This is a genomic window from Corynebacterium sp. UMB2355A, from assembly GCF_033877495.1.
GTDB lineage: Bacteria > Actinomycetota > Actinomycetes > Mycobacteriales > Mycobacteriaceae > Corynebacterium > Corynebacterium pseudogenitalium.
The window spans coordinates 2,083,352-2,095,397 of the sequence record NZ_CP138855.1; the positions used below are offsets into that span (position 1 = coordinate 2,083,352).

Here is a 12,046-nt window from a genome sequence, read left to right on the forward strand (position 1 = left end):
CTATTTCCAGCTCGGGAACCACATGAGGGACTCGTAGTAGCCGTCGGTGACTCGAAGGCCGTACAGGATCGGACCCCAGTAGACGAAGCTTGCCGCCACAACGGCGAGGTAGACAATCACGATGATTTGGCCGGTGCGAATCGGGGCGCCGGTCAGCTTCACCAGCCACTTAGGTTCCCGTAGCGTGCCTTTCTTCGCGATGTTTCCGAGCGCCAGCGCGAGCAGCACTGCGGTAAACGGAATGAGCGCGGTGGCGTAGAAGAAGTACATCTGGCGGTCGAACGCCGCAAGCCACGGCAGGAAGCCTGCGGCAAAGCCGATGACTGGCACGATGACGCGGAAGTCGCGTCGGGTAATCCAGACCCACGCTGCCCACAGCAACACGGGGATGGTGAGCCACCAGATCGCCGGGGTGCCGAACAGTGAAATCATTTCGCGGCAGGTGTTGCCGTCGCCGCACTCGATGTCGGTGGAGGAGTAGTAGAGGATCGGGCGTGCTGCGACGAGCCACGCCCACGGCTTGGAGTCCCATGGGTGCGAGTGCCCGCTAGAGCTCGTGAGGGAGCCGTGGAACTCGAGCACGGAGAAGTGGTAATACAGCCATCCAGCAGCGGCATCCGGCAGGTTGGCGAGCCACGGCCAGTCAGAACCTGCGATCGTGCCGTCCGCCAGGGAGTGGCGGTACACAGAAGTCTCAGAGGCGAACCATGCGCGCCACGACCAGATATAGAGGAGCGCAGGCAGCAGCACGATCGAGGCGAGTGCAGACGGCACATCGCGCCACAGTGCGCCAGCCAGCGGCTTCTCGACGCCATAACGCTTTCGCAGCCACAGATCCCAAAACGCAGACATCAGGCCGTAGAACGCGATGTAATACAACCCCGACCACTTCACGCCCAGGGCGAGTCCGAGCAACACACCGGTAGCGAAGCGCCACCAGCGGAACCCGAGGCGCGGCCCGTACGGACCCGAGGACTGCACAGCACCTGACAGCCAGGCGTCGTGCCAACGCTGGTGCACCTGACGCATGTCACCTGCGAGCGTCCACGCGGCGGCGACGATGAACAGCACCTGGAAGATGTCTAGCATGCCAAATTTGGCTGCGACCAGCAGCACGCCGTCGAAAAGCGCGATGACGCCTGCGATGGCTGCGATCGACGTCGACTGGCTCACGCGGCGAGCGAGCAGGAACGTGAACACGATGACTGCGGTACCAAAGAGCGCTGTCATGATGCGCCAACCCATCGGGGTGTAGCCGAAGATGGTTTCACCAAGCGCGAGGAGCTGCTTGCCCAACGGCGGGTGCACCACCAGCCCATAGCCGGGGTTGGACTCGATGCCGCCCAGCACTGGGTTAAAGGAGCTGCGCACCATGTCCCAGCCCTGCGGCACGTAGTGCTTCTCGTCGAAGACCGGGGTGCCAGAAGACGTCGGCTGCACCAGCCCGAGGAAGCGCGTGAACAGCGCGAGGACCGTCAGTACCGCCAGCGTCATGGTGTCCCGGCGATGCCAAGGCACGCTGACTGGTGCTCCCGGCTGGGGCCTGCCAGGCTTCATCAACGCGGGCGTTGGCGACGCTTCACTCTGGACGGTATCGATGGGCGCATTGGTATTCACGTGAATGGATACTACTGTGTTCGCCGCATTATCTGTAGCTGCACCTAGTATCTATTGCATGGATAGTGCAGACACTCAAGCGACGTTGCAACACCAGTTTCCAACACGTGGGGTAGTGCTGGCCGCTACGCCGCTCGGCAATATTGATGACGCCTCGCAGCGGCTTCAGCACGCACTCGCGAACGCAGACGTGATTGCGGCGGAGGATACGCGGCGCACCCGCGCGCTAGCGGCAGCCTTGGGAGTGGAACCGCGTGGGAAGATCATCTCGAATTTTGACCACAACGAAGAGCAGCGGCGGCACGAGTTGCTCGCGGCTGCTCGCAATGGCGTTGTGCTCGTGGTGACGGACGCCGGCATGCCGATTGTGTCCGACCCTGGCCTTTCACTCGTTGCAGCGGCACACGACGCCGGCGTCCCCGTGACTTGCCTGCCTGGCCCCTCTGCTGTCACGACGGCGCTTGCGCTCTCAGGCTTGCATGTAGGGCACTTCATCTTCGATGGCTTTGCTCCACGCAAGGCAGGCGCGCGGGAAGCCTGGCTCAAGGAGCTTGTACACCAACCGCGCGCCGTGTGCTTCTTCGAATCGCCGCACCGACTGGCACAGACGCTTGACGACGCCGCTTCGGTCCTCGGCCGCGATCGACGTGCAGCGGTGTGCCGCGAACTGACAAAAACGTACGAAGAAGTAAAGCGCGCGACGCTCGGTGAACTCGCCGAGTGGGCCAAGGACGGAGTGAGGGGAGAAGTCACCGTTGTCATCGAGGGCGGTGATGCCGCAACAGCGGAGCCCGAAGACCTCGTGGAACTAGTCTTAGAGCTGGTAAGCGGGGGTATGCGGATGAAGGATGCAGTGAAGACTATCGCGAAGCAGCACGGGGTGAAATCGGGCGAATTATATGACCTCGCTCAGGAAGCTCGCAGCGCGGAATAGTCAGACTTTTTGGCTGAAAATGGGCACTACGTGGACGAATTGGATTAGATATAGCAGCCGAATTCAGTTAACCTGCTAAAGCTTTCTTATTTTCTATGGAATTGAGGAGAATTTTTCATGTCTCAGGGAGACCTGACCCAGGATCCGCATGATCCTGATGCAGAAACTCGGAGTACTGAACAGATAAATTCCGATGAAACCGAAATTGCCGCACCGTCTGCGACGAGCGAGCTTGCCGAGCTCATCGTTGCAGAGCGGCGCGGGGAGCGTAAAGAATCGGTCGACGCAGAGGAGCAGGTTGAGCTTGCTGCGGAGGACGAGAACGCGAAGATTGACTGGAGCATCGTTGTTCCGCTTCTCGTCGTGGTGGCGGCCGTCGTCGCTTGGGGCCTGTTAGCAACAGATAGTTTCTCGAGCTTTGCTGATACGTCCTTCAGCTGGGTGATTAACAACCTTGGCTGGGCGTTCGTGCTCTTCGGCACGATTTTTGTGTTCTTTGTCTTGGTAATCGCGTTTTCGAACTTCGGTACGATCCGCCTGGGCAAGTCGGACGAACAACCGGAGTTTAGAACGTCGTCATGGATTGCGATGATGTTCGCGGCAGGCATGGGCATTGGTCTGATGTTCTACGGTGCGTCTGAGCCGCTGGCGATGTACCGCGATGGTGTCCCTGGCCACCAGCCACACGAAGTGGGCACTGCGCTCGCGCAGACAATGTTCCACTGGAGCCTGCACCCATGGGCGATTTACGCGATCTTGGGCCTTGCGATCGCGTACTCGACGTTCCGCCTCGGCCGCAAGCAGCTGCTCTCTAGCGCCTTCATCCCGCTGATTGGTGAAAAGGGCGTGAACGGTTTCTGGGGCAAGCTGATTGATGGTTTTGCAATTTTTGCAACGATTTTCGGTACCGCATGTTCGCTGGGCTTGGGCGCGATGCAGATTAGCTCGGGCCTGAACGCTTCCGGCTTTGTGGATTCGCCGTCGACGAAGCTGACGGTCGGCATCGTGTCCGTCCTGACTCTTGCATTCCTGCTGTCCGCGATGTCGGGCGTCGGCAAGGGGATCCAGTGGCTGTCGAACTTCAATATGGCGATTGCTGCGTTGCTGGCTATTTTCGTGTTCGTCTTCGGCCCAACCGTCAGCACCCTGAACTTCTTGCCGACGGGCGTCGGCGCATACCTGTCCCAGTTTTTTGAGATGGCTGGCCGTACCGCTGAGAATCAGAACGGTGAAGCAGGAGACTTCCTGTCCGGTTGGACCATCTTCTACTGGGCATGGTGGATTTCCTGGTCACCATTCGTTGGTACCTTCCTGGCACGTATTTCCCGTGGCCGCACCATCCGCGAGTTCTGCCTTGGCGTCATGCTGATCCCGGCAGGCCTGTCCACCGTCTGGTTCGCCATCTTTGGTGGCACCGCGATCAAGTTCGAGCAGGACGGTCGTTCCATTTACGGCGAGGGCACCTCGGAAGAGCAGCTCTTCAACCTGCTGCACCAGCTGCCAGGTGGCTTCTACATTGGTATTTTCGCGGTGATCCTGCTGGGTACGTTCTTTATTACTTCGGCGGACTCTGCGTCGACTGTGATGGCGTCGATGTCGCAGAACGGTAAGTCGGATGCGAACCCGTGGATCGCAGCGGTCTGGGGCCTTGGTACGGCGTTCGTCGGTCTGACGCTGCTGATCGCCGGCGGCTCCGACGCGCTGGGTGCGCTGCAGTCGGTGACGATTGTTGCGGCAACCCCGTTCTTGCTCATCCTGGTATTGCTGATGTTCGCGATTGTGAAGGACGTGTCGAACGACACGATTTACCTGGACAAGAAGGAACAGGATCGCTTCAACCGCCAGTTGGCTATTGAACGCCGTATGCACCGCGACCAGCTCGAGCTTGATAGGAAGAAGGAGCAGGTCAAGCGCATGTTGCGTCCGCGTAACTAAGCTCTGACATCCTGCGGTGAATACCGCTCATGGCCCCGATATGACCCGAAACATGGGTTGTGTCGGGGCCATAACTTATGCTTAAGGGCATGACTTCTGCGAAGACTCAAAAAAATATCCTTGTGTGCGTTGCGTGGCCATATGCGAACGGCCCCCGCCACATCGGCCACGTAGCTGGTTTCGGGGTACCTTCTGACGTGTTTGCGCGCTATCAGCGCATGGCTGGCAACAACGTCCTGATGGTCTCCGGCACCGACGAACACGGGACCCCGCTGTTGGTGCAGGCGGACAAGGAAGGCGTGAGCGTCAAGGAGCTCGCAGACCGCTACAACGAACAGATCGTGCACGACTTGGCCGGTTTGGGCCTGTCCTACGACCTGTTCACTCGCACGTCGACTCGTAACCACTATGCCGTGGTGCAGCAGCTGTTTAAGGGACTGTACGCCAACGGCTACATGATCAAGGAGACGACGCAGGGCGCGATCTCTCCTTCGAATGGCCGTACGCTGCCGGACCGCTACATTGAGGGCACCTGCCCAATCTGCGGCGCGACTGACGCTCGTGGTGACCAGTGCGATACCTGCGGTAACCAGCTCGACCCAGCAGACCTGATCAACCCTGTCTCCAAGATCAACGGCGAGACGCCGAAGTTTGTTGAGACCGAGCACTTCATGCTGGATCTCCCGGCGCTGCACGACGCGTTGAAGACGTGGCTGAGCACCCGTGAGAAGTGGCGCCCGAACGTGCTGAAGTTCTCGTTGAACCTCTTGGAGGACATGCGTCCGCGCGCAATGACGCGTGACATCGACTGGGGCATCCCTATCCCGGTCGAGGACTGGCAGGACAACCCGTCGAAGAAGCTCTATGTTTGGTTTGACGCGGTGGTCGGCTACTTGTCTGCCTCGATTGAGTGGGCGGAGCGAAGCGGCAACCCGGATGCGTGGAAGACGTTCTGGCAGGACCCAGAAACGGCGAGCTACTACTTCATGGGCAAAGACAACATCACGTTCCACTCACAGATCTGGCCAGCGGAGCTGCTCGGCTACGCGGGCAAGGGCTCGCATGGTGGGCAAGAACACGAGCTGGGCACCCTGAATCTTCCGACTGAGGTTGTGTCCTCGGAGTTCCTGACCATGTCCGGTTCGAAGTTCTCGTCTTCGAAGGGCGTAGTCATCTACGTCAAGGACTTCCTGAAAGAGTTCGGTGCGGACCCGTTGCGCTACTTCATTGCGGTGGCCGGACCGGAGAACAACGACACGGACTTCACCTGGGACGAGTTCGTGCGCCGTGTGAACAACGAGCTGGCGAATGGCTGGGGCAACCTGGTCAACCGCACTGTGTCGATGGCGCACAAGAACTTCGGTGAGGTTCCAGAACCAGGAGAGCTCGCCGAAGTGGACGAGAAAATCCTTGAATTGGCGGAATCCACGTTTGTTTCCGCAGGCAAGGACTTGGCTGAGGCTCACTTCAAGAGCGCGATCACCAAGATCATGCACGTGGTCGGGGAGACCAACGCGTACATCGCGGGCCAGGAGCCGTGGAAGCTCGCGAAGGATCCGGACCAGCGCACTCGTCTGGCGACGGTTCTGTGGACCGCACTGCAGGTGGTCAGCGACTGCAATGCGATGCTGACCCCGTTCCTGCCGCACACGGCGCAGAAGGTACACGAGACCCTCGGCCGGACTGGTGTGTGGGCCGCAGAGCCGTCCATCGTTGAGGTTCGCGATGATGCTGACTACGATCTCGTCGGCGTCGGCCTGCCGGAGCGCGGCCAGACCTACCTCACCATCACCGGCGACTACTCCGAGCAGCAGGCGACATGGAAGCGCGTGCCAATGGAGCCCGGCGTGGCACTGTCGAAGCCGAAGCCACTGGTGGCGAAGCTCGATCCGGAGCTCGGGGAGACCGGCCCGGAGTGGGCGCCTGTGCAGTAACGCTGCGGCAGCGCTAGAGTGCTTCGAGTGTTTGCTCTTGTACTTTTCGTCGCTGTCATTAGTGCCTCACTGAATTTGCGTGCGGGCATTGCCTCCGTCGGGTCTGTACTTGACCAGGTCATCGCATACTATGATGCCCCGGCATGGGTCGGTGGCGTCATCACAGCGATCCCCGGCACGCTCTTCTTCCTGGTCGGTATCTGTGCGGTACCGATTGCGCGGCGGTTTGGCCTCACCCCCGTCATTCTTGGCGCTGCGGGGTTGCTGACCGCGGGCTTGGGCTTGCGCCCCTTCGCACCCGATATCGCGATGTTCTTACTCGCGACGGTGGGCGCGGCCGGCGCCATCGCACTTATGAACGTGTTGCTGCCTGCGTGGATCAAGCAGCATGGCGGGCGCTACATCGTCGCCCTGACCACGGTGTACTCCGTAACGCTGGGTTTATCGTCGGCGGCTGGCCCGCTCAGCGCGTTGGTGACATCCTCGTGGCAGTCGGCACTCGGCCTGTGGGCGGTGACGGCTGTCGTGCAGCTGGCAGTTTGGGTATTTGTGCTCTTCAAGTTCGGGAGGGACATCCCCGGGAGCAAGGCTTCGACCCCGCAGGACGGCGCGGTTGCTACGCCAGAGGCGCCGGTGTGGAAGTCGCTCACTGCGGTGGCCTTGATGCTCTTCTTCGGGTTGCAGTCAACCAGCGCGTATATCCAGATGGGGTGGTTGCCCGCCATTTTCATTGACGCCGGGGTTGCCCCTTCCACCGCAGCCACGGGACTGGGGCTGCTTGGCGCGGTAGGCATGGTTGGTGGGCTTGTGCTGCCGACGGTCATCTCTCGCGCGCGGACGCTGACGCCGCTGGTGGTGCTGTTTGCGCTCTCGACGGCCACTGGGTATCTCGGTTTGTACTTCGCACCGGCAGCATCACCGCTGGGCTGGAGCTTCCTCCTGGGCTTCGGCGGGTGCTGCTTCCCGCTAGCAATCGCACTGATCCCGGCGCGCACACGCGACCCGCTAGTCACTGCACGGCTGTCGGGTTTTGTGCAGCCGGTCGGGTACGTGCTCGCGGCAACGGGGCCGCTGCTCATTGGCGTGGCCTATGGGCGGATCGGGGAGTTCCAGCCGATCCTGATCGCGTTAGTCATCATGGCGTTGGTCATGGGGGCTGTTGGCATCGTGGCGGCGCGTCACGTCGTTATTGACGACGAGCTTAGTGTTGCAAGCCGCTGAGGAACTGCTCCAGGAACGTGGTGAGCTTGCCGGTTGCGTCGTCGTCGAAGCGGGCGTCGACAACCATGATGGGGGCGGTGTATTTGGGGGAGTTGGGGTCGGCATCGCGGACGACGACGAGGTCCGTGCCGTAGTCATCTTTCAGGAGTTTCCAGGTAAATCCGTAGTCGCGGACGAATGCGTCGCCGAGGGCGGTGCCGACGATACGGGCTGTGTCGCCGCGCGGGTAGCTGCGTTGTGCGTCGCGGGGAAGTGCAAGGAAATCCTCGAGTAGCCCTTCGAACCGCTCGATGATTACTCGTGCAGGGCCATTGAGCCCCTGCGCCGCTGCCTCGGCCAGTGCGTTGTCGATGCTGGTTTGGGTCTGTGCGTCAATCGCGTGGAATGTCATAGGCTCTATCGTATGAGCAAAAAGAAACCTCGCCCGACACCAGTACCAGCAGCCCCTATACCAGGGCTTATCGACGCCCACACCCACCTGGCCTCTACCGGAGCCACCACGCAGGCGGATATCGATGCGATTATGGAGCGTGCGTTGAGCGCCGGTGTGGAGCGGGTATGCACCGTGGGCGATGGGCTCGCGGAAGCAGAGCAGGCGCTTGCTGCCGCGCACATGCATGAGGGCGTGTTCGCAGCGTGCGCGATCCATCCGACGCGAGCCGCCGAGCTCGGCGACGCGACGCGGGAACGGCTCACGCAGATGGCCTCGGACGCTCGGTGTGTTGCGGTGGGGGAGACAGGCATCGATACGTATTGGATCCGCCACGACGCCGAGAACACCGCTGACCTTGCCACGCAAGAAGAGGCGTTTCGTTGGCACATTCAGCTCGCCGTGGACTCCGGCAAGGCATTGATGATCCATAACCGTGAGGGGGATGCGGACATGATGCGGATTCTCGCGGATACGCCGAAACCGGAGCATGTGATTTTGCACTGCTTCTCCTCGCCCCTTGACGTGGCGCGGGAGGCGATTGAGCGTGGCTATGTGCTCTCCTTTGCCGGCAACGTTACGTTTAAGCGCAATGAGGAGCTGCGGGAGGCGGCGGCTCTGGCGCCGGTGGGCCAGCTGCTCATCGAAACCGATGCGCCGTATATGACCCCGGAGCCGTTTCGAGGTTCGCGCAATGAGCCATCGCTGATTGGGCATACGGCACACGTGGTTGCGCAAGCTCGGGGAGTGGACGTCGAGACGCTGGCGAGCGAGGTATCCGCTACCTTCGATCGCGTCTATGGTCTGGGATGATGCTGTGCACGTGTCCGGGAACACACTGGGCGCAAGTAAGCGTTGTCCCAGGTCGGCTGTGAGTGGTGTGAATCGCGTGGCGCGAGTGAACGTGTCCACCATGGTGTGCAAACATGTGCTGGTAAAACGGTAGAAGTTACCGTATTGTTATCGAAGTATTATTTCGTGACGAAGGGGAATGACGCTTTATGGGCTCGCGTATCCAGCACAACAACACCGCAACGAAGCGAATCGCCGTCGGGGCACTCGCAGGTGTTGTCATTGCAGCCGGTACCACCACGGCGCTCGCCGCGCAGAAGGACGTCACAGTGGACGTCAACGGTGAGGCGACCTCGCTGAAGACCTTCTCGGGTGACGTCGCGGGTGCGTTGCAGGCTGCGGGCGTTGAGGTCAAGGACAGTGACGTTGTGTACCCGGCGCCTGCTGAGAAGCTGTCGAACGGCGATACCGTGACCGTTCGTACTGCGAAGCCAGTCGCCGTCGTCGTCGACGGGGTGGCAAAGGAAATCACCTCGACAGCGCTGACTGTTGGGGAAGTCATGGACGAGGTGGGTGTGTCCCCGGCTTCCTCGTCGGACCTGGACAAGGACACCAAGCTTGTCGACGGCCTCAATGTCGACGTGACCACCCCGAAGATCATCGCGATCAATGACGGCGGGAACGTGACCTACGCGTCGGTTGCGAAGAAAACCGTAGGCGAGCTCCTCGCGGACCGTGGCATCACCTTCGACTCCGATGATTGTTTGAACCACCCGCTTGATGCCGCGGTGTACCCGAACATGGAGATCGTGCTCGACCGCGTCAACGTGGTGAAGCATGCTGAGGTCCTGCCAATCGAGGCACCGGTTGAGTACGTCGATGATGAAGAGCTGGAAACCGGCAACGAAGAGGTGCTGGAGGAAGGCAAGGACGGGGAGAAGGAAATTCTCCACGAGACCGTTCTGGTCAATGGCAAGGTTGAATCCGAGGGCATTGCAGGTGAGCGCGAGGTTCGTGCGCCGAAGGCGGCGAAGGTGCGACGCGGTACCAAGGAGTCGGCGAATGCTCCCGCAGTAGCAGCTGGTTCGGTATGGGACACGTTGGCGCAGTGTGAGTTTGGCGGCAACTGGTCCATCAACACGGGTAATGGCTACCACGGCGGCTTGCAATTTTCTGCGTCGACGTGGGCAGCGTACGGCGGCACCCAGTACGCGCCGACCGCTGACCAGGCGACCCGCGAGCAGCAGATCGCAATCGCCCAGAAAACGCAGGCATCCCAGGGGTGGGGTGCGTGGCCTGCATGTACCGCGCGGATGGGGTTGCGCTAACCTCGTCAGGTATGAGCGAATCCCAACTGCTTGGCCCGGTAGAAATCCGTGAGCTTGCGGCTGCACTCGATGTCACCCCAACGAAACGGCTGGGGCAGAACTTCGTGCACGACCCGAATACCGTACGGCGTATCGTTGCCGCAGCGGAGCTTTCCCCAGACGACCGCGTGGTCGAGGTCGGTCCGGGTCTCGGGTCGCTGACGCTTGGCTTGCTCGATGAGGCGGCGCACGTGACCGCGCTCGAGATCGATGACAGGCTGGCACAGCAGCTGGGTAAAACGGTGGAGCTTCGAGCACCTTCGGCCGCGCACAAGCTGGATATCGTGCACATGGATGCACTGAAGACTACGCAGCGTGATGTTCCCGGGGAGCCAACGGCGCTGGTCGCGAACCTGCCGTACAACGTTTCGGTGCCGGTGTTGTTACATCTGCTTGCGGAGTTCCCTTCCATTCGCCGCGTGCTCGTGATGGTGCAGAAGGAGGTCGCTGACCGCCTTGCCGCGAAGCCAGGCACGAAGATTTACGGCGTGCCTAGCGTAAAAGCGGCGTTTTATGGCGAGGTGTCGCAGGCAGGGACCATCGGCAAGCACGTCTTCTGGCCGGCTCCGAATATCGAGTCCGGGCTTGTTCGCATCGACGTCGATCCGGGGCGCGACCGCAGCGTGCGCGACAAGGTCTTCCCACTTATCGACGCCGCCTTCGCCCAACGCCGCAAGACGCTGCGCTCAACGCTCGCATCGGTGTACGGTTCCCCCGCGGAAGCCGAGTCTGCGCTGCGGGCGGCCGGTATCGATCCTGGACTGCGTGGTGAGAAGCTCGGGGTGGAGGACTTCGTCAGGCTGGGGGAGGCCCGATGAGCAGCAGCACGCGGGAGATTGTTGCATCAGCGCCCGGCAAAGTGAACCTGCACCTCGGCGTCGGCAACGCGCGTGCCGACGGCTACCACGAGTTGGTAACGGTTTTCCAAGCCGTTGAGCGCCGCGAGCGAGTTCGCATCGTCGTCGAGGATGAGGCGGCATGCGTCGAATCTGGCTCCGTGGTCGTTGGGATGCAGACGCACTTCCACGTGGACGTACCGGACGAGGATATCGATACGCCTCGAAACCTGACGTGGCGTGCGGTCGATGCCGTCGTCGACGCCGTGCGGGCCCGCAGTGGCGTGCAAGGATTGTCGTTGCCGAAGGCGAAGCTGGTCGTCGACAAGCATGTGTTTGTGGCAGGCGGGATGGCTGGCGGCTCCGCAGATGCCGCGGCTGGGCTCGTCGCAGCGAACGCCTACGTGGAGCGGTACTGCGGTGAGCGGCTCAGCGAAGAAGATCTTTACGACCTTGCAGCCGGGCTGGGAGCGGACGTGCCGTTCGCACTCCACGGCCACACAGCGCTTGGCACCGGGCGTGGCGACGCCCTCGTTGAGGTCCTCGGGCGCGGCACGTACTGGTGGGTGTTTTGCAATCCGAAGATTGGGATTTCGACGGGCAAGGCCTTCGAAACACTCGATGACCTGCGTCACGACAACCCGGCACTCGTACCGCATTTGGACACGGCCGCGCTGTCGCAGGCACTCGTGACGGGCGACGCGCGCGAACTTGCGAAACACCTGCACAACGACCTGGAGGCCGCGGCGGTGTCGATGCGCCCACGCATCGCAGCCCTGATCACACGCATCGAATCCGAAACTGAACTTGTAGCCCGAGCGATCGTTTCCGGGTCCGGGCCGACGATCGCCGCACTGTGCTTCGACGAAGAATCTGCACGGAAACTCGAAGCACGACTGCGTGACAGCGTCGAGGGCGTCGAGGTGTTCTGCACTTCCGGCCCGTCAGCGGGAGCGCAACTCGAGGCGTAAGCTACGATG

Annotated in this window: 10 protein-coding genes; 8 read left to right on the forward strand and 2 right to left on the reverse strand. The window is 61.3% G+C overall.

Features of this window, described 5'->3' with window-relative positions:
• The gene (locus R0V12_RS09915) at positions 1–1,557 is read right to left on the reverse strand and encodes a dolichyl-phosphate-mannose--protein mannosyltransferase (RefSeq protein WP_320073024.1); all 1,557 of its coding nucleotides are present in this window, start codon (positions 1,555–1,557) and stop codon (positions 1–3) included.
• Positions 1,558–1,675: 118 nt separating this feature from the next.
• On the opposite strand from R0V12_RS09915, the gene rsmI reads away from it, so the two are divergent.
• The 4 genes from rsmI to R0V12_RS09935 all read left to right on the forward strand — a co-directional run bounded on the left by rsmI (position 1,676) and on the right by R0V12_RS09935 (position 7,641).
• Positions 1,676–2,551 (forward strand): 16S rRNA (cytidine(1402)-2'-O)-methyltransferase, encoded by an 876-nt coding sequence (gene rsmI / locus R0V12_RS09920; RefSeq protein ID WP_320072569.1) that lies wholly within the window; start codon positions 1,676–1,678, stop codon positions 2,549–2,551.
• 117 nt (positions 2,552–2,668) lie between these two features.
• Positions 2,669–4,486, forward strand: coding sequence for a BCCT family transporter (locus tag R0V12_RS09925; RefSeq protein WP_320072570.1), 1,818 nt, complete (start codon positions 2,669–2,671; stop codon positions 4,484–4,486).
• A gap of 89 nt (positions 4,487–4,575) precedes the next feature.
• A complete protein-coding gene (gene metG, locus R0V12_RS09930; RefSeq protein WP_320072571.1) occupies positions 4,576–6,420 on the forward strand; it encodes a methionine--tRNA ligase in 1,845 nt (614 codons plus the stop codon).
• A 27-nt stretch (positions 6,421–6,447) separates the two neighbouring features.
• Positions 6,448–7,641, forward strand: a complete 1,194-nt coding sequence (locus R0V12_RS09935; protein ID WP_288792183.1) for an MFS transporter — start codon at positions 6,448–6,450, stop codon at positions 7,639–7,641.
• On the opposite strand, the gene R0V12_RS09940 is transcribed toward R0V12_RS09935, so the two are convergent.
• A complete protein-coding gene (locus R0V12_RS09940; protein ID WP_256007883.1) occupies positions 7,622–8,032 on the reverse strand; it encodes a DUF3806 domain-containing protein in 411 nt (136 codons plus the stop codon). The two genes, R0V12_RS09935 and R0V12_RS09940, sit on opposite strands and share 20 nt — an antisense overlap.
• Before the next feature lie 12 nt (positions 8,033–8,044).
• Here R0V12_RS09940 and R0V12_RS09945 point away from each other — a divergent pair, with 12 nt between their 5' ends.
• From R0V12_RS09945 to R0V12_RS09960, 4 genes are all read left to right on the forward strand, one after another.
• A complete protein-coding gene (locus R0V12_RS09945) occupies positions 8,045–8,884 on the forward strand; it encodes a TatD family hydrolase (RefSeq protein ID WP_320072572.1) in 840 nt (279 codons plus the stop codon).
• Positions 8,885–9,072: 188 nt separating this feature from the next.
• Positions 9,073–10,191, forward strand: a complete 1,119-nt coding sequence (locus R0V12_RS09950; protein WP_320072573.1) for a transglycosylase family protein — start codon at positions 9,073–9,075, stop codon at positions 10,189–10,191.
• Positions 10,192–10,202: 11 nt separating this feature from the next.
• Positions 10,203–11,048, forward strand: a complete 846-nt coding sequence (gene rsmA / locus R0V12_RS09955) for a 16S rRNA (adenine(1518)-N(6)/adenine(1519)-N(6))-dimethyltransferase RsmA (protein ID WP_288792181.1) — start codon at positions 10,203–10,205, stop codon at positions 11,046–11,048.
• Positions 11,045–12,037 carry a 4-(cytidine 5'-diphospho)-2-C-methyl-D-erythritol kinase gene (locus R0V12_RS09960; protein WP_320072574.1) on the forward strand — a complete coding sequence of 331 codons (993 nt, stop codon included), beginning with the start codon at positions 11,045–11,047 and terminating at the stop codon, positions 12,035–12,037. Before rsmA ends, R0V12_RS09960 begins: the two co-directional genes overlap by 4 nt.
• Positions 12,038–12,046: the final 9 nt, after the last annotated feature.

Bases quoted from the DNA above. Each gene is read 5' to 3' on its own strand.
- R0V12_RS09950 (WP_320072573.1), top strand. From the start codon at position 9,073: ATGGGCTCGCGTATCCAGCACAACAACACCGCAACGAAGCGAATCGCC.
- R0V12_RS09925 (WP_320072570.1), top strand. From the start codon at position 2,669: ATGTCTCAGGGAGACCTGACCCAGGATCCGCATGATCCTGATGCAGAA.
- metG (WP_320072571.1), top strand. From the start codon at position 4,576: ATGACTTCTGCGAAGACTCAAAAAAATATCCTTGTGTGCGTTGCGTGG.
- rsmI (WP_320072569.1), top strand. From the start codon at position 1,676: ATGGATAGTGCAGACACTCAAGCGACGTTGCAACACCAGTTTCCAACA.
- R0V12_RS09940 (WP_256007883.1), bottom strand. From the start codon at position 8,032: ATGACATTCCACGCGATTGACGCACAGACCCAAACCAGCATCGACAAC.
- rsmA (WP_288792181.1), top strand. From the start codon at position 10,203: ATGAGCGAATCCCAACTGCTTGGCCCGGTAGAAATCCGTGAGCTTGCG.
- R0V12_RS09915 (WP_320073024.1), bottom strand. From the start codon at position 1,557: ATGAAGCCTGGCAGGCCCCAGCCGGGAGCACCAGTCAGCGTGCCTTGG.
- R0V12_RS09945 (WP_320072572.1), top strand. From the start codon at position 8,045: ATGAGCAAAAAGAAACCTCGCCCGACACCAGTACCAGCAGCCCCTATA.
- R0V12_RS09960 (WP_320072574.1), top strand. From the start codon at position 11,045: ATGAGCAGCAGCACGCGGGAGATTGTTGCATCAGCGCCCGGCAAAGTG.